This window comes from Streptomyces sp. NPDC002499 (assembly GCF_053595415.1).
In genome coordinates, this window is the sequence record NZ_JBSFXO010000007.1 from 257,339 (window position 1) to 273,745 (window position 16,407).

Annotated in this window: 15 protein-coding genes and 1 pseudogene; 4 read left to right on the forward strand and 12 right to left on the reverse strand. The window is 70.5% G+C overall.

Going from position 1 to position 16,407, the window contains the following annotated elements:
• Nucleotides 1–4 precede the first annotated feature (4 nt).
• A complete protein-coding gene (locus ACWD5F_RS21290) occupies nucleotides 5–1,237 on the reverse strand; it encodes a glycoside hydrolase family 10 protein (RefSeq protein WP_451256312.1) in 1,233 nt (410 codons plus the stop codon).
• Between the two features lie 174 nt (nucleotides 1,238–1,411).
• On the opposite strand from ACWD5F_RS21290, the gene ACWD5F_RS21295 reads away from it, so the two are divergent.
• Both ACWD5F_RS21295 and ACWD5F_RS21300 read left to right on the forward strand, forming a co-directional pair.
• On the forward strand, nucleotides 1,412–2,287 hold the full coding sequence (locus tag ACWD5F_RS21295) for a 3-hydroxybutyryl-CoA dehydrogenase (protein ID WP_124002749.1): 876 nt from the start codon (nucleotides 1,412–1,414) through the stop codon (nucleotides 2,285–2,287).
• Between the two features lie 213 nt (nucleotides 2,288–2,500).
• Nucleotides 2,501–2,758, forward strand: coding sequence for a hypothetical protein (locus ACWD5F_RS21300; RefSeq protein ID WP_451256313.1), 258 nt, complete (start codon nucleotides 2,501–2,503; stop codon nucleotides 2,756–2,758).
• 23 nt (nucleotides 2,759–2,781) lie between these two features.
• Here ACWD5F_RS21300 and ACWD5F_RS21305 read toward each other — a convergent pair whose 3' ends face one another.
• From ACWD5F_RS21305 to infC, 10 genes and pseudogenes are all read right to left on the reverse strand, one after another.
• Nucleotides 2,782–3,327, reverse strand: coding sequence for an NUDIX hydrolase (locus ACWD5F_RS21305; RefSeq protein WP_451256315.1), 546 nt, complete (start codon nucleotides 3,325–3,327; stop codon nucleotides 2,782–2,784).
• 76 nt (nucleotides 3,328–3,403) lie between these two features.
• Entirely contained in the window at nucleotides 3,404–4,744 is a 1,341-nt protein-coding gene (locus tag ACWD5F_RS21310; protein WP_451256317.1) for a transcriptional regulator, read from the reverse strand.
• Between the two features lie 194 nt (nucleotides 4,745–4,938).
• The gene (locus ACWD5F_RS21315; RefSeq protein ID WP_451256319.1) at nucleotides 4,939–6,060 is read right to left on the reverse strand and encodes a PP2C family protein-serine/threonine phosphatase; all 1,122 of its coding nucleotides are present in this window, start codon (nucleotides 6,058–6,060) and stop codon (nucleotides 4,939–4,941) included.
• A 227-nt stretch (nucleotides 6,061–6,287) separates the two neighbouring features.
• Entirely contained in the window at nucleotides 6,288–8,801 is a 2,514-nt protein-coding gene (gene pheT / locus ACWD5F_RS21320) for a phenylalanine--tRNA ligase subunit beta (protein WP_451256321.1), read from the reverse strand.
• Nucleotides 8,801–9,922, reverse strand: coding sequence for a phenylalanine--tRNA ligase subunit alpha (gene pheS / locus ACWD5F_RS21325; RefSeq protein ID WP_124002743.1), 1,122 nt, complete (start codon nucleotides 9,920–9,922; stop codon nucleotides 8,801–8,803). Before pheS ends, pheT begins: the two co-directional genes overlap by 1 nt.
• A 165-nt stretch (nucleotides 9,923–10,087) precedes the next feature.
• Nucleotides 10,088–11,227, reverse strand: coding sequence for a sensor histidine kinase (locus ACWD5F_RS21330; RefSeq protein WP_401725011.1), 1,140 nt, complete (start codon nucleotides 11,225–11,227; stop codon nucleotides 10,088–10,090).
• A gap of 55 nt (nucleotides 11,228–11,282) precedes the next feature.
• Entirely contained in the window at nucleotides 11,283–12,131 is an 849-nt protein-coding gene (locus ACWD5F_RS21335) for a TrmH family RNA methyltransferase (protein WP_451256324.1), read from the reverse strand.
• A 175-nt stretch (nucleotides 12,132–12,306) separates the two neighbouring features.
• Entirely contained in the window at nucleotides 12,307–12,690 is a 384-nt protein-coding gene (gene rplT / locus ACWD5F_RS21340) for a 50S ribosomal protein L20 (protein ID WP_019066261.1), read from the reverse strand.
• 101 nt (nucleotides 12,691–12,791) lie between these two features.
• The gene (rpmI, locus tag ACWD5F_RS21345; RefSeq protein WP_019065473.1) at nucleotides 12,792–12,986 is read right to left on the reverse strand and encodes a 50S ribosomal protein L35; all 195 of its coding nucleotides are present in this window, start codon (nucleotides 12,984–12,986) and stop codon (nucleotides 12,792–12,794) included.
• Nucleotides 12,987–13,094: 108 nt separating this feature from the next.
• Nucleotides 13,095–13,794: pseudogene (infC, locus tag ACWD5F_RS21350) on the reverse strand (translation initiation factor IF-3).
• 336 nt (nucleotides 13,795–14,130) lie between these two features.
• Here infC and ACWD5F_RS21355 point away from each other — a divergent pair.
• Entirely contained in the window at nucleotides 14,131–14,484 is a 354-nt protein-coding gene (locus tag ACWD5F_RS21355; protein ID WP_451256326.1) for a DUF1844 domain-containing protein, read from the forward strand.
• 47 nt (nucleotides 14,485–14,531) lie between these two features.
• On the opposite strand, the gene ACWD5F_RS21360 is transcribed toward ACWD5F_RS21355, so the two are convergent.
• Complete coding sequence (locus tag ACWD5F_RS21360; RefSeq protein WP_451256328.1) at nucleotides 14,532–15,263, reverse strand: SseB family protein; 732 nt, start codon at nucleotides 15,261–15,263, stop codon at nucleotides 14,532–14,534.
• A 150-nt stretch (nucleotides 15,264–15,413) separates the two neighbouring features.
• Here ACWD5F_RS21360 and ACWD5F_RS21365 point away from each other — a divergent pair, with 150 nt between their 5' ends.
• The gene (locus tag ACWD5F_RS21365; protein WP_451256330.1) at nucleotides 15,414–16,400 is read left to right on the forward strand and encodes a serine hydrolase; all 987 of its coding nucleotides are present in this window, start codon (nucleotides 15,414–15,416) and stop codon (nucleotides 16,398–16,400) included.
• The last annotated feature ends 7 nt before the right edge of the window (nucleotides 16,401–16,407 follow it).

The window sequence follows — 16,407 nt, forward strand, 5'->3', positions numbered from 1 at the left end:
TGACTCAGCGCGGGGCCCTCGCCCGCTGCTGGTAGTGGTCGGCGACCACGCGTACCATCGCCCCGATCCGGTCCGCCGCCACGTCCTTGGCGGCGAAGTACACATGCCCTTCGACCTCCTTGCGGCGGTCGGCCAGGGTGAGGTGCCGGGACAGTTCGGCCGGGTCCTGCCAGGCCGCGGGCTGCGCCGGGTCGCCGGCCTTGTACAGCGCCTCGCCGAGATAGAGGCGCGTCCCGCTGCCCTTCGCCACGTCCGCCCACCAGGGCACGAGCTTGGCGTAGTCGGCGGCGGCGAAGCCGATGTTCCAGTACAGCTGCGGGCAGATGTAGTCGATCCAGTTCTTCCGCACCCACTTGCGGGTGTCCGCGTGGAGATCGTCGTACGTCTGCACCCCCGCCCGCGTGTCCGAGCCGAGCGGGTCGGTGGCGAGGTTGCGCCACACGCCGAACGGGCTGATGCCGAACTGGGTGCCCGGCCGCGTCCTCTTGATGCGGGCCGCCGTCTCGCGCACCAGCTTGTCGATGTTGTCGCGCCGCCAGGCGGCCCGGTTCGGGAAGGCGGCGCCGTACCGGTCGTAGGCCGCGTCGTCGTCGAAGGTCTGGCCCGCCACCGGGTACGGGTAGAAGTAGTCGTCGAAGTGCACCGCGTCGACCGGGTACTTGGCGACCGCGTCGAGCATCGCGTCCTGCACGAAGGCGCGGACCTGCGGCAGCCCCGGGTTGTAGTAGAGCTTGCCGCCGTAGACGACGACCCAGTCCGGGTGCCGGCGCGCGGGATGGGAGGCGACCAGCCTGGTGGGGTCGGTGTGGTTGGCGATGCGGTACGGGTTGAACCAGGCGTGCAGTTGCAGACCGCGGGCGTGCGCCTCCTCGACCGCGGTCCCCAGCGGATCCCAGCCGGGGTCCTTGCCCTGGGTCCCGGTGAGGTACTGCGACCAGGGCTCGTACGGCGAGGGCCACATCGCGTCGGCTGTCGGACGGACCTGGAAGATCACGGCGTTGAGGCGGTTGCGCACCGCGAGGTCGAGCTGGGCGATCAGTTCCGTGCGCTGCTCGACGGCGGTCATGCCGGGGCGGGAGGGCCAGTCCCGGTTGGCCACGGTCGCCACCCACACGCCCCGCAGTTCGGGGTCCACCCACCGCCGGTGGCGGACGTTCGGTACGGCGCTCGCGTCCGGCGCCGACGCCAGGGTCGCCAGCGCGGCCAGTGCGAACGTCCGGCGAGACAGTCGGCCCATCTTCACAACACCCCCATACCCAGCGGATCCGCGCGGTCACGGATCGTCTCCGCCGCCCAGGATGCACGTCCCCGCGCGATCGATCATCGATACTTACGGGTAACGTGCACGATCGGAGCAGGGCACCGAACCAAAGGCGCCCTGCCGCACGCGGAGATCAGCGAAGGGGACGATGTGACGGACATCCCGGCGGGAGACATCGCGAGCGTCGGAGTCGTGGGCTGCGGTCAGATGGGCGCGGGCATCGCCGAGGTGTGCGCCCGGGCCGGACTCGACGTGAAGGTCGCCGAGACCACCGGCGAGGCTCTGGAGATCGGCCGGACCCGGCTGTTCAACTCCCTGACCAAGGCGGCCGAGCGCGGCAAGATCAGCGCGGACGAGCTGGCGGAGACCCAGGCGCGGCTGAGCTTCACCACGGACCTCGGCGAGTTCGCCGACCGCGATCTGGTGATCGAGGCCGTCGTGGAGAGCGAGCAGGTGAAGACGGAGATCTTCCAGGTGCTCGACCAGGTGGTGACCCGCCCGGACGCGATCCTGGCCTCCAACACCTCCTCGATCCCGCTGGTGAAGCTCGCGGTCGCCACCTCGCGCCCGGACCAGGTCATCGGCATCCACTTCTTCAACCCGGCCCCGGTGCAGCAGCTCGTCGAGCTGATCCCGGCGCTCACCACCTCCGAGGGCACGCTCGCCCGGGCCCAGGCCTTCGCCGAGAAGGTGCTGGGCAAGCACGCGATCCGCGCCCAGGACCGCTCCGGCTTCGTCGTCAACGCGCTGCTGATCCCCTATCTCCTGTCCGCGATCCGGATGTTCGAGTCGGGTATCGCCAGCCGCGAGGACATCGACAACGGCATGGAGCTGGGCTGCGCCCACCCGATGGGCCCGCTGAAGCTGTCCGACCTGATCGGCCTGGACACCGTGGCCTCGGTCGCCTCGTCGATGTACGACGAGTACAAGGAGCCGCTGTACGCCGCTCCCCCGCTGCTCCAGCGCATGGTGGACGCGGGCCGGCTCGGCCGGAAGTCGGGCTCGGGGTTCTACGCCTACGCCTGACGAGGAAGAGCGGTCGACCGCACCGGCGATCGACTACGAAGAGCGATTTCGATGGGCCCGGCACCTGGGTGGTGCCGGGCCCACGTCATTCACACACCGTGTGCGCGCCGGGCTCGCATATGCCGCGCGCACACGCTCCCCTCGCGCCCACCAGGCGAGTTGACTCTTCATGCGCATGCAAGGGATGTGCCGACTACGGAAAGGAGCGGACTCGTGACCGCCGACCCCGAGCATCCCGTGGTCCATGGAGAACTCGCAGAGTTACGCCGCCGCCTCGACGTCGCCTACGCGCGCGTCGAGGGCGGGTTGGCGCTGCTCACTCATCGTACGGAGGAGACCGACAAGGAGATGGACGACCTGAGTGCCAGGATCGTCGCCCTCGAACACTCCCGCTGGCCGCTGCCCGCGGTGGCGGCGCTGACGGCGGTGGGCGCGCTCGTCGTGACGATCTGGCAGGCCCTGGGACGTTGAACGGCCAGGACCGGGTGCGGGGTTCAGCGCAGAGTGTCCTGGCCGAGCCTGAGATGGTGCAACAGCAGTAACGCGGCCGCCATGTTGGCGGCCGGGACCTCCCCACGGGCGACCATGTCGGGAACGAGCTTGAGCGGGACCCACTCCCGGCGGTCGGACTCGAAGTCGTCCACGGGGTGCCCGATGTACTCGCCCTCGTCGGACCAGTAGATGTGGTGCCGGGCGTCGGTGAGCCCGTTGGAGGGCTCCACGGTCATGAGGTGGTGCAGGGGTCCCGGTCGCCAGCCGGTCTCCTCCTCCAGTTCCCTGGCGGCCGCGTACGCGAGGTCCTCGCCGTCCTCGACGACGCCCGCCGCGAGTTCCCACCCCCAGCTGTCGGTGATGAAGCGGTGCCGCCAGAGCAGGAGGACCTCATTGGCCTCGTTGACGACCGTGGCCACGGCCACCGGCCGCAACTTGATCAGGAAGTGATCGAGATGCCGGCCGTCGGGCAGTTCGACATCTGCGAGGTTGACGCTGAACCAGCGATTTGAGTACACAGTTTGTTCGTTCTGTTTCGTCCACTGCACGGTTCTGCCACCTTCCGTCGAGTAAGTGGCAATATCGCAGCAGGAACGAAGACGTGTTAGTGATCATGGGCCGGGTCTAGAGCGGTACGCGCAGTGCCCCGTCGATGAGTTCGGCGGCCTCGGCGGTGCCCGAACCGCCGCTGCGCACCAGGTGTTCGCGCACCGCGCGGAGTCTGTCGCGCAGGCGCTGGGACTCCATTCCCCGGGCCTGTTCGGCCATCTGCACGGCCGCGGCCACGGCCTTCTCGGCGTTTCCCTGGCGCAGTTCGATCGTGCTCAGCATGGCGAGCCGGTGCACCCGGCCGCGGTCGTGCGCCGGCTCACCGACGGCGGCCTCCGCGTGCTCGCTCGCGGCCACGAGTTCACCGAGGCTGAGCAGGGCCTCCGCCACCTGGACGTTGACCAGGCCCGGCTGGACATAGCCCGTCTCGTCGGGCTCGTACCCGCGCCGGATGCGTTCGGCGGCCTTCTCGGCACGCCGGATGCAGGACAGGGCGCTCGTGCCGTCGCCCAGGTGCGCGTACGCCTTGGCCTGCATCGCGTACAGGTCGGAGGCGAGCGCCGGGGTGATGTGCTTGCCAGCGGCCCGCAGCGCGGCCTCGGCGAAGGCGACGGCCTGGCGGTACTCCCGCATGAACAGCGCCTGGTTGACCAGCAGCGCGATGACATAGGCGCCAAGTCCCTGATCACCACTGGCCTTCGCGAGCCGCAGCGCCTGGTGGAAGTAGCGCTGGGCCAGGCCGTGCGCGTCGGAGTCGTACGCGCAGATGCCGGCGATCGCCACCAACCCGCCGGTGGCACGGTGCAGTTGGCGGCCCATCGCGTCGGTGTAGCTGCCGCGCAGCAGCGGAGCGGCCTCGGCGTTGAGGAAGCCGACGATCCGGGTGCGGGTCGCGATGCCGCCGGCCTTGCGGTACATCTGCTCGTAGTGGGTGCGGGCGGCGCGCAGCATGTCGAGGTCGCCGGCGGTGACGCGGTGCCGGCCGCCGCGGGAGACGTCCGTGTCCTCGGGCGGGTTCTCCCACTCCCATACGGGCATCACGGCGGGCGTGCCGGTGACGGCGGGGGCGCCCAGTATGTGCGGGCGCTGCTGCTCGTCGGAGCGCCACAGGGCGGTGGCCCGCTCGACGAAGCCGGAGAGGGAGGTGCCGTGCGGGGTCGACGGTTCGCCGGGGACGCCGAGGCCGATGTCGTCGAGGGTCACCGGCCGGTGCAGGCGCTGCGCGAGCACTTCGCAGATCAGGTCGGGGACCTGGCCGCGGGGGCGTTGGCCCTTCAACCACCGTGCCACGGCGGTGTGTTCGTAGCGCAACGCGAGTCCGCGGGTGCGGCCCGCCTGGTTCACGTGGGCGGCGAGGCCGGCGTGCGAGATGCCCGCCTCGTCGAGGATCGCGTCTAGCAGAGTGTTGGGCTGCATGGATGCCCCCCGGGTGCCTCGGTGCGGACAGAGTAGTGCGGGGCCGTTCACACGGGGTGCGAATGGAGTGCTCGGATCCGTAGCGTGTGTGCGCTGTCGCGGAGAGTTTCGTGCCGGTTGACTGAACTGCCTCGCCAGAGGCCTGCGGGGTCGCCGGCTCCCCCTCACACAGTGCGGCGACCCTGCTGGGGCGACTAGACGCCGGGGGCTCGGAGGTGCGTTGTCGAGTGCGGGTAGGTCGTGGCCGGTCGCGCAGTTCCCCGCGCCCCTTGAGGGCGTAGGCGTTGCCGTTCGTTGCGAAGCGCCAGTAATGCAACATCATCCGTAGGAGCGCCCGCTGTATGACGTAGCAGGGACGTGAAGACGGCACCCAGGAGCAACTGGGGTGCTGCCAGTGGGATTTCGTGGAGGGCATCGGTCAGTACCCCCTCCAAGGGGAAGAAGTGGCCCCGGGCGTTTCTCGCGTCCTCGGCTCCGTCTGTGTAGAGGAACAGGGTTTCGTCCAGGAGCAGGGGGCCGCAGTGGAGGACCGGGAGTTCCGGTGGGAGGGGGAAGGGGCCGAGGGGTGGGAGGGGGTCCACACAGGTCAGGGCTTCGACTCGGGGACCGCTGAGGAGGTACGGCCAGGGGTGGCCGCAGTTGAGGGCCCAGATCTCGCCGTCGGGGCGGATCTCCAGGAGGAGGACGGTGACGAACTCCTCGGCGACCGGGTTGTCCGGTTCGGGGCCGGCGGAGGGGTGCTCGGCACGGGCCCGTTCGCGCAGGTGACGGGCGAGAGCCCGGTCCAACTTCCGCAGGACGCAGCCGAGTTCGGGCTCGTCGTGGACGACCTCGCGGAACGAGCCGAGGACGGCGGCGACGGTGCTGATCGCGCCGATGCCGTGACCCCGTACATCGCCCATGACCACACGTACACCGTGCTCGGTGGCGATGACCTCGTACAGGTCGCCGCCGACCACCGCGGCGCGGTCCGTGGCGAGTTGGGCGGCCGCGACGTTCAGGCCGTCGACGCGCGGGGGCAGCGGTCGCAGCAGGGCGCTCTGGGCGGCGCCGGCGACCCGGCGGACGGCCCTGAGCTCACGCATCAGCGCCTGCCGGACGTGGACCATCAGCCCGGTGCCGACGGCGAAGAAGACCGCGCTGGTGACGATCCGCGCCCCGATCCCGTTCTGCTGGGCGAGCGGACAGGCCAGTTTGTACGTGATCGCCATGGCGCCCCAGACCGTGGGCAGCCCCAGCGCGAGAACCCGGCGAAATGGCCTCGGCTCCTCCTCGCGGACGGCCCGGCGGGACACCCCAGCCTTGATGCGGATCATGCCGATGGCCCCCCATTTAGGCCCTGACAGCGCAGATCGGACCGGCCCCGAAAGGCCGGTCCGATTCTGTCGACCACATGGCCCGGGAGGACCAGATCGCCCGGAATTGTCACCCATATGAGTGACGTGACCGACGGTGGCCGTTCAGGCCATGACCAGGGCCATGAGCCGAACAGCCATCGCCACAACCGCTGTTGCGGCCACCGGCACAGTCGCCGGTACGGGCCTCAGCCGCGCAGTACCGCTCCCGCCCGCTCGCCTGCGAGGGCGACCGCCGCGTCCCGGGCCGCCGAGGCCTCGTCCACGGTCAGCGTCCGGTCGGACGCGCGGAACCGCAGCGCGTACGCCAGCGACTTGTTGCCCGCACCGAGCTGCTCGTCGTTCTCGTAGACGTCGAACAGCCGGATGGATTCGAGGAGTTCACCCGCGCCCTCGCGCAGCGCGGCCTCGACCTGGGCCGTCGGTACCTCGCGGGCGACGACGAGCGCGACGTCCTGCGTGGCGACCGGGAAGGAGGAGATCCGGGGCGCCTGCGGGGTGTCGTCGCCGACCGCCGCGAGCGCGTCCAGGTTCAGCTCCATCGCGCTGGTGCGCGCGGGCAGGCTCAGCGCCTTGATCACGCGCGGGTGCAACTCGCCCGCGTGGCCGACGACTTGCTCGACGCCGTCGGTGACGACCACGAGTTCGGCGGTGCGGCCGGGGTGCCAGGGACCGTACTGGCCCTGGCGGACGACGAGTTCGGCGCCGGTCTCACGGGCGACCGCGCGGGCCGCCTCGACCGCGTCGGCCCAGTCGGCCGGCCGGCCCTTGCCCCACCAGCCGGCCTGCTCGCGGGCGCCCGCGAGGACGACGGCTACATGGCGCGGCTGCTCGGGCAGCGCCGCGTCCAGTTCGGCGATCTCCTCGTCGGTGGGACGCCGGTCGACGGGCAGGGACACGGCGGTGCGCTGCTCCTCGGCCGGGTGGAAGACCAGTCCGGTCTCGAACAGCGCGAGGTCGTGCGCGCCCCGGCCGTCGTTGCGCCGCAGCGCGCCGAGCAGGCCCGGCAGCAGCGACGTACGCAGCGCGGGCTCCTCGTCGTTGAGCGGGTTGGTCAGCTTGACGACACGGCGGGCCGGGTCGTCGGCCGCCAGCAGGAGCTGGTCGAAGACCTGCTCGCCGACGAACGGGTAGTTCGGCGCCTCGACGTATCCGGCACCGGCGAGCACCCGGCCGACCCGGCGGTGCAGTCGCTGCCGGCGGGTCAGGCCACGCCCGGCCGGGGGCCGGGGCAACGTGGAGGGCAGGTTCTCGTAGCCCTCCAGGCGGATGACCTCTTCGGCCAGGTCGTTGATCGCCATCAGGTCGGGCCGCCAGGACGGCACGGTGACGATCAGCTCGTCCTGCCCGTACACGTCGCAGCCGATCTGCTGGAGCCGGCGCACGACGGTCTCGCGGCCGTAGTCGACGCCCGCGACCTTGTCCGGGTGGTCGGCCGGGACGGCAATGGTGTGCGGCGCGGACGGCGCGCTGATCTCGGTAACGCCGGCCTCGGCGGTGCCGCCGGCGAGCAGCACGAGCAGGTCGACGGTGCGCTGCGCGGCGGCGGCCGCGGCCTGCGGGTCGACGCCCCGCTCGAAGCGCCGGGACGCCTCGGAGGACAGCTTGTGGCGGCGGGCGGTGCGGGCGATCGACACCGCGTCGAAGTGCGCGGCCTCGATCACGACGTCGCTCGTCGCGTTCTCGGTGTCCTCGTGGTCGGCGATCTCGGTGTTGGCGCCGCCCATGACGCCCGCGAGCCCGATGGGTCCGCGGTCGTCGGTGATGACCAGGTCCTCGGCGTGCAGCGTGCGCGCGACGCCGTCGAGGGTGACGAGCTTCTCGCCCTGCTCGGCCCGGCGGACCCCGATGGTGCCGTGGACCAGTCCGCGGTCGTAGGCGTGCAGCGGCTGGCCGAGCTCCATCATCACGTAGTTGGTGACGTCGACGGCGAGCGAGATCGGGCGCATGCCGACCTTCTGCACCCGTCGCTGGAGCCAGATCGGCGAGCGGGCCTCCGGGCTGAGCCCGGTGACCGTGCGGGCGGTGAAGCGGTCGCAGCCGACCGGGTCGGCGACCTTCACCGGGTAGCCGAAGGCGTTCGGGCCGGGCACGTCGAGCAGCGCCGGGTCGCGCAGCGGCAGGCCGTACGCGACGGCGGTCTCGCGGGCCACGCCGCGGATGGAGAGGCAGTCGCCGCGGTTGGCGGTGACGGCGATGTCCAGGACCTCGTCGACCAGTTCGAGCAACTCGATGGCGTCCTTGCCGACCTCGGTCTCCGGCGGCAGCACGATGATGCCGTGGGTGCCGTCGTCGCCCATGCCCAGCTCGTCGCTGGAGCAGATCATGCCGTGGGACGTCTTGCCGTAGGTCTTGCGGGCGGCGATCGCGAAGCCGCCGGGCAGCACGGCGCCCGGCAGGACCACGACGACCTTGTCGCCGACGGCGAAGTTCCGGGCGCCGCAGACGATCTCCTGCGGCTCACCGGTGCCGTTGGCGGTGCCGACGTCGACCGTGCAGAACCGGATCGGCTTCTTGAAGCCCTCCAGCTCCTCGATCGTCAGCACCCGGCCGACGACGAGGGGACCCTTGAGGTCGGCGCCGAGGTGCTCGACGGTCTCGACCTCCAGGCCCGCCGAGATGAGCTTGGCCTGGACGTCACGGCCGGTTTCGGTCGCCGGCAGGTCGACGTACTCCCGCAGCCAGGAAAGCGGGACCCGCATCAGATCTCCATCCCGAACGGCCGGGTGAACCGGACGTCACCCTCGACCATGTCTCGCATGTCTTCGACGTTGTGGCGGAACATCAGCATCCGTTCGATGCCGAACCCGAAGGCGAATCCGCTGTACTTCTCGGGGTCCACACCGCAGGCGGTCAGCACCTTGGGGTTGACCATGCCGCAGCCGCCCAGCTCGATCCAGCCCTCGGAGGAGCAGGTGCGGCAGGGGCGGTCGGGGTTGCCGACGGACTCGCCCTTGCAGACGTAGCAGAGCATGTCCATCTCGGCCGACGGCTCGGTGAACGGGAAGAAGTTCGGCCGCAGCCGGGTCTTCATGCCCGCGCCGAACAGGGACTGGACCATGTGGTCGAGGGTGCCCTTGAGGTCGGCCATGGTGAGGCCCTCGTCGATGGCGAGCAGCTCGACCTGGTGGAAGACCGGGGTGTGGGTGGCGTCCAGCTCGTCGGTGCGGTACACGCGGCCGGGGCAGATCACGTAGACCGGCAGCTCGCGCTCGAGCAGCGAGCGGATCTGGACGGGCGAGGTGTGGGTGCGCAGCACGACACCGGACTCGGTGCCACCGTCAGGGCCCTGGACGAAGAAGGTGTCGGCCTCGCCGCGGGCCGGGTGGTCCGGACCGATGTTGAGGGCGTCGAAGTTGAACCACTCGGCCTCGACCTCGGGGCCCTCGGCGACCTCGTAGCCCATGGCCACGAAGACGTCCTCGATGCGCTCCGAGAGGGTGGTCAGCGGGTGGCGGGCGCCGGCCGGCACGCGGTCGTAGGGCAGCGTGACGTCCACCGCCTCCTCGACCAGCACGCGCGCGTCGCGCTCGGCCTCCAGCTCGGTCTGGCGGGCGGCGAGCGCCTTGTTCACCGCGCCCCGGGCCTGGCCGACCAGCTTGCCGGCGGCGGCCTTGGCGTGCGGGGGCAGCGCGCCGATCTCGCGGTTGGCGAGGGCGAGCGGGGAGGTGCCGCCGGTGTGGGCGACCTTGGCCTCCTGGAGCGCGTCGAGGTCACCGGCGGCGGCGAAGGCGGCGAGCGCCTCGTCCCGCATGCGCTCGATCTCTTCCGGTTTCAAGGCCTCGACCTCTACAGGGTCGTACGACTTATTCGGTGCCGACATCTCTTCCCGTGCTTCCGGTTGGCTGGCGGATGGTCCCCGTCCCGACTCGGGGGGACGCGTCGTCCCTGAGACCTGATGAGACCTGAAACGGGGACGCAAAGGTGCCAAAGGCCGAGTCTAACGGGGGTGAGACAGGTGACCGCGCCCGTGGGGCCTCGTCGGCGGCTACTGGAGATACGCCGGGGTGCCCACGGGCAACGTAAATCGGAACTCGGCGCCGCCACCAGGGGCGCGGCCGACCGTGATGGCGCCGCCGTGGGCCTCGACGATGCCCTTGACGATGTAGAGCCCGAGGCCCGTGCCGCCGCGCTTGCTGCCCCGCCAGAAGCGGGTGAAGACGCGGTTCATGGACTCCTCCGGGATGCCGGTGCCCTCGTCGCCCACGGTGACCGACGTGCCGGCGGCGTCCTCCCGCTCGCGCGGGGACGCCGAGGGCGTGATGTCGATGGTGACGGTTCCCTCGCCGTGGCGCACGGCATTTTCCAGCAGGTTGCTGAGCACCTGGTCGACCTTGTCCGGGTCGGCCCACAGGGCGGGCAGCGGCTGCTCGATCCGCAGCAGGAACTTGTCGGCGGGCTGACCTGCGGCGACGTACGCCTGGATGTGCCGGCCGACGGCGGCCCCCATGTCGACGGGCTGGCGGCGCACCTCCAGGCGGCCGCTGTCGATGCGGGAGATGTCGAGCAGCTCGGCGATGAGCCGGGTGACGCGGTCGGCGTCGGCGTCGACGGTCTCCAGCATCAGCCGCTTCTGGTCGTCGGTGAACCTCTCCCACTTGGCCAGCAGGGTGGCGGTGAAGCCCTTGACGGAGGTGAGCGGGGAACGCAGTTCGTGGGCGACGGTGGCGATCAGCTCGGCGTGGCTGCGCTCGGTGCGGCGGCGGGCCTCGGTGTCCCGCAGGGAGACGACGAAGCGCTGGACGGGTCCGGTGGGTTCGTCGCGCACATAGCGCGCGGAGACCAGGACCTCTCGTCCGCCGGGCAGCAGGAGGTTGCGCTCGGGCTGGCGGACCCGGGTGGCGAGGCCGCCGTAGGGGTCGGTCAGCTGCCACCAGCGGCGGCCTTCCAGGTCCTCTAACGGGAGGGCCTTCTCCAGCCGCCGGCCCAGGGCGTCCGCGGCGCGGACCGCGGTGATGCGCTCGGCCGCCGCGTTGAAGCAGATGACCTGGCCGTGCTCGTCGGCGACGACGAGTCCGTCGGGCAGATCGTCGGGATCGATGCCGAGCCCTGCGGGGTCGCCGTGCGGGGGCACGGGTCCGGGCCGCACGTCACGTGCTCCCCGCGCCCTGCTCGTGCCGACGCTCATATCCCCGTATCCCGCCTTTCGACCGGCGCAGGTGGCTCCCGAGCTGGTCACCCTACTAGCTCTCGGTGACGGAGCGGCACCCTCCGGAGGCGCGCTGTGCACGGGCCGACGCATAGAGACATACGGCGGCGGCGGTGGCGAGGTTCAGGCTCTCGGCCTTCCCGTGGATCGGAACGCGCACCACGGCGTCCGCGAGCGCGCGGGTCTCCTCCGGAAGCCCCCACGCCTCGTTCCCGAACACCCACGCGGTCGGCCCGCCCATGGTCCCCTGGTCCAGCTCGTCGTCGAGGTCGTCGGTCCCGGCCCCGTCGGCCGCGAGGATCCGCACCCCGATCCCCTTCAGCCCTGCCACGGCCTCCTCGACGGGAACGCCGACGGCGACGGGCAGATGAAAGAGAGACCCGACGGAAGCCCGAACAGCCTTCGGGTTGTAGAGATCCACAGAAGCATCGGTCAGTACGACGGCCTCGGCCCCGGCGGCATCGGCGCACCGCAGGACGGTCCCCGCGTTCCCGGGATCCCGCACGTTGGCGAGCACGGCGACCAACTTGGGCCGCGCGGCGAGGATTTCGTCGAAGGGAGTGTCGAGGAACCGACAGATCCCGACAAGCCCCTGCGGGGTGACGGTGGTTGAGATGTCGGCGATGACCTGCTCATCGGCGAGATGCACCCGGGCGCCGACATCGCGCGCCTCACCGACGATGTCGGCGTACCGCTCCGCGGCTTCCACGGTGGCGAACAACTCGACGAGCGTGTCCCCGAACCCGGCGGCCTCCCGCACGGCCTGCGGCCCCTCAGCGAGAAACAGCCGCTCCTTCCCCCGAAAATTCCGCTTGGCCAGCCGCCGAGCGGCGGAGACGCGGGGAGAACGGGGAGAGATCAGGTCAGGGCTGACGGGAGACATCCAACTCACTTTCCGTACCAATGCTCCGCCGCGAAGTCTTCTCCGCCGCAACGGCGATCAACCACGACGGCGGCCAACGGCGGTGCCGAACAAACCCGCACCACTCAACGCAATGGACCCGCAGGCAGAAACCCACGGGTCCACACAGTGACGCCGGCCAGAGCCAGCGCAGCGATCACGCAGCCTTGGGCGCGTTGACGTCGCTCGGCAGAGCCTTCTGCGCAACCTCGACCAGCGCGGCGAACGCACCGGCGTCGTTGACGGCCAGCTCGGCGAGGATCTTGCGGTCGACCTCGATGTTCGCCGCGTTCAGACCCTGGATGAAGCGGTTGTACGTGATGCCGTTGGCGCGGGCAGCGGCGTTGATGCGCTGGATCCACAGCCGACGGAAGTCGCCCTTGCGCTTCTTGCGGTCGTTGTAGTTGTAGACCAGCGAGTGGGTGACCTGCTCCTTGGCCTTGCGGTACAGGCGCGAACGCTGACCGCGGTAGCCGGAGGCGGCTTCGAGGATCGCCCGGCGCTTCTTGTGGGCGTTGACTGCCCGCTTGACGCGTGCCACTTGTTAACTCCTTGTAGCGGGGCCGTGGTTGGACTCACACGGCCCGGAATCGATGGGGTCCCGGTCCAGACGTACGGCGCTCAACCGGAGCGCCGCGTACGTCACTTGCCGAGAAGCTTCTTGATCTTCTTGGCGTCGCCCGGGGCCATCTCGGCGTTGCCGGTGAGGCGACGCGTCACACGGGACGACTTGTGCTCGAGCAGGTGGCGCTTGCCGGCACGCTCGCGGAGCACCTTGCCGGAGCCGGTGATCTTGAAGCGCTTACTGGCACCGCTGTGCGACTTGTTCTTCGGCATAGCGCCGTATCTCCTCGTCGGTGGCGCTCCGGTGCCCGGTTGCGACAACCGGGCACGGTGGAGCGTCGCTTGTATCGGTTATGTCCTGGGGACTCGCGTCCCCCGGGATCACGCCTCGGCAGTCGCCTCGGCCGGAGCCTCGACGCTTTCCTCGGCGAGCTCGCCGTCGGCGAGGTCGGTCTCCGCGGCGTTCTGCGACTTGCCGGGGTTGGCCTTCGCTTCTGCCTTGCGGGCTTCCTGCGCCTGGCGGGCCTCGGCCATCGCCTCGGTCTTCTTCTTGTGCGGACCGAGAACCATGATCATGTTTCGGCCGTCCTGCTTCGGGTTCGACTCGATGAACCCGAGGTCCTGGACGTCCTCCGCGAGACGCTGCAGCAGTCGGTAGCCCAACTCGGGCCGGGACTGCTCGCGACCACGGAACATGATCGTGATCTTGACCTTGTCGCCCTGCTTGAGGAACCGGACGACGTGACCCTTCTTGGTGTCATAGTCGTGCGGGTCGATCTTCGGCCGGAGCTTCATCTCCTTGATGACCGTGTGCGCCTGGTTCTTGCGCGCCTCACGGGCCTTCATGGCCGACTCGTACTTGAACTTCCCGTAGTCCATGAGCTTGCACACGGGCGGACGGGCGTTCGCCGCGACCTCGACCAGGTCCAGGTCGTACTCCTGCGCAAGCTCCAGTGCCTTGGCCAGCGGGACAATGCCCACCTGCTCGCCACTGGGACCGACAAGTCGCACCTCGGGAACGCGAATCCGGTCGTTGATGCGGGGCTCGGCGCTGATGGATCCTCCTCGGTTAGCACCACACGGCGGTCTGGCGGACAGCCGCGTTTGTCTTTTGACAGACCTAACCGCGCCGAAGCACAAAAAATGCCCCGGACGATCACAAGGCGGGGCTCCAAGCACTACCGGAGCACCGCCGCGAGGGATCGCGGGGCGCACTTTCGGGCGACTCCATCGTCCGTACGGAACGATGGCGGCCGCCTGACCGGGGTGACCCGCCGTCCCGGAGGACAGCTGGGTGGGAGATCGGAGCCTCCACTTGAGGGCCGGGCACATAAGCGTCCGGCCGGTCGTCACACAAGGTTAGCAGCTACCAGGGGGTGGTGCGAATCGCCGTGCGCCGCGCTCTAGGGTGAGGCCTATGAGTGACACGCCTGACTCCCCCGGCTTCGACGAGATGACCCGCGACATCGCCGAGGTCCCCGCCGTCGAGGTGATCGTGACGGTCGCCGTCAATCTGATGAGCGCCGCCGCGGTGAAGCTCGGTCTCACCGAGGAGGGCGACAAGTACAAGGACCTGGACGAGGCCCGCAAGCTGGTGCACGCCCTGGCCGGTCTGCTGGACGCGAGCGCGACCGAGATCAGCTCCTTCCACGCGGCCCCGCTGCGGGACGGCCTGAAGTCGCTCCAGCTGGCCTTCCGCGAGGCGTCCCTCGTCAAGGACGAGCCGGGCCAGGGCCCGGGCGAGAAGTACACGGGCCCGATCTACGGCTAGGGCCTGTCCTCTTGACGGCCGGACCGCCGTCCTCCCCTTGCACCCCCTCACCCTCGTACGTACAAGGGCTCGCCCGGTGGCGTCGCCCCGGCCGGCAGCAGTGCCAGGTCGAGGCCGCGGACCAGGCGGGCCCTGAGTGTTTCCGAGGCGGCGAGCCGCTCGGCGACCGCGCGGGCGGTCTCGGCCGGAGCGGCGGCCGGGTCGAGTACGAGGGCCAGGGTGCCGTCGGCCTGTCCGGGCCCGAGATGCGCGCGCAGCACGGCGGACTCGGCGGCGACCGCGGTGCGTACCGCCTCCCGTACGGCCGGATCGGCGAGCGGGTCGGCCGTCGTACGCCCCTCGGCGAGCGCCCGCAGCGCGGCCCCCGTCAGCTCGTACGGCACCGGTCCCGCCAGGTCGAGGACGACGGTGTCGGCCTTCTCGTGCGCGGCGGCCTGCAACGCCTGGTGCAGGGGTACGGCGACGGGGCGGGCTTCCGGGTCCCAGCGGGCCAGCGACTCGGTGGAGGTGAAGGCGGGCAGGGCGGTGCGGGAGCCGGCCTTGAGGGTCGGCACGGCCATGTCGCTGGTCTTCTCGCGGCGCAGCCCGTTCTCGTCCTCCTCGACCTCGCCGAGCACGGCGACGACGGGGACCAGCAGCCGGGCGTTCTGAAGCGCCGCCAGGACGGGTCCCACGGCGCCGCGGTCCTCGGCCCAGGCCGCGAGTGCCGCGCTCAGCCGGGGGTCGGCGGAGCCGTCGTCGTCGGAGAAGCCGGGGTCGGGAATGTTCTTGTTCGCCACGGTCATCGACCCTATAGGGGGGATGCTGCTGGGCCTGTGCGGGTCCGGAAACCTGGCCGACACCGCTTTCACGGGTTTCTCAGATATCCCTGACACACCTCTAACGTGCGTCTAACGGCGCGCACAGTCACCGGGACGAGCATCGCGGGCATGGAGTCCTCCAGAGCCCGCGGCCGCCGCGCCCGCCCGTCCCGGACCCGCCCGCTGCTGTACACCGCCCTGGCAGCCGTCACGATCGTCGGCGGTACGGCGGCGGGGACGGTGTACGTGAAGGCTCAGGCGCACACCGGCAGTACGAGCCCCGTATCGTCGACGGCGCTGCCGTCGGCCACCTCCTCGGCCTCGGCGGACGGGGAGGAATCGGTGGAACCCGTGGCGGAACCGACGGTCGATCTCGACGCCCTGCTGGCGAAGGCCATGAAGTCCGTGGCCGTCACTGGCGACGCGAAGGTCTCGGTGGCGGTGCTGGACGTGGACTCCGGCGACAGCGCCACGTACGGGGACGGCTCCTTCGACACGGCGAGCGTCGTCAAGGTCGACATCCTGGCGGCGCTGCTGCTTCAGCACCAGGAGGCCGGGACGCGGCTGACCGCGCAGGAGAAGACCTACGCCACCTCGATGATCGAGAACAGCGACAACGCCTCCGCGTCCGCCCTGTGGGACATCATCGGGAAGGCGGGCGGCCTCGACGCGGCGAACAAGAAGCTCGGGCTCACCGGCACCGAGGGCGGCGACGGGGCGCTGTGGGGGCTGACCCAGACCACGGCCGCGGATCAACTCACGTTGTTGCAGCAGGTGTTCGGGGACGACTCGGAGCTGAGCGAGGCCTCACGGACGTATGTGCAGGGGCTGATGGGCGAGATAGCCACCGATCAGCACTGGGGTGTGTCGGCCGCGGCCGACGGTTCCGCGTGGGCGTTGAAGAACGGCTGGCTGGCCCGGAGCACCACGGGTCTGTGGGACATCAACAGCATCGGGCGCGTGACGGCGACGGACGGCCACGACTATCTGGTGGCCGTGCTGTCGAAGGGCAACTCGACGCAGGCGAAGGGGATTTCGCTGGTCGAGGCGGCGGCGAGGGCGACGGTGTCGGTGTTCGCCGGGGAGACCTCCGCCTCGGCGTCACCCCGGGTCTAGCAGCCCT

Bases quoted from the DNA above. Each gene is read 5' to 3' on its own strand.
- rpmI (WP_019065473.1), bottom strand. From the start codon at position 12,986: ATGCCGAAGAACAAGTCGCACAGCGGTGCCAGTAAGCGCTTCAAGATC.
- ACWD5F_RS21355 (WP_451256326.1), top strand. From the start codon at position 14,131: ATGAGTGACACGCCTGACTCCCCCGGCTTCGACGAGATGACCCGCGAC.
- ACWD5F_RS21330 (WP_401725011.1), bottom strand. From the start codon at position 11,227: ATGAGCGTCGGCACGAGCAGGGCGCGGGGAGCACGTGACGTGCGGCCC.
- ACWD5F_RS21365 (WP_451256330.1), top strand. From the start codon at position 15,414: ATGGAGTCCTCCAGAGCCCGCGGCCGCCGCGCCCGCCCGTCCCGGACC.
- pheS (WP_124002743.1), bottom strand. From the start codon at position 9,922: ATGTCGGCACCGAATAAGTCGTACGACCCTGTAGAGGTCGAGGCCTTG.
- ACWD5F_RS21335 (WP_451256324.1), bottom strand. From the start codon at position 12,131: ATGTCTCCCGTCAGCCCTGACCTGATCTCTCCCCGTTCTCCCCGCGTC.
- ACWD5F_RS21315 (WP_451256319.1), bottom strand. From the start codon at position 6,060: ATGATCCGCATCAAGGCTGGGGTGTCCCGCCGGGCCGTCCGCGAGGAG.
- ACWD5F_RS21290 (WP_451256312.1), bottom strand. From the start codon at position 1,237: ATGGGCCGACTGTCTCGCCGGACGTTCGCACTGGCCGCGCTGGCGACC.
- ACWD5F_RS21310 (WP_451256317.1), bottom strand. From the start codon at position 4,744: ATGCAGCCCAACACTCTGCTAGACGCGATCCTCGACGAGGCGGGCATC.
- pheT (WP_451256321.1), bottom strand. From the start codon at position 8,801: ATGCGGGTCCCGCTTTCCTGGCTGCGGGAGTACGTCGACCTGCCGGCG.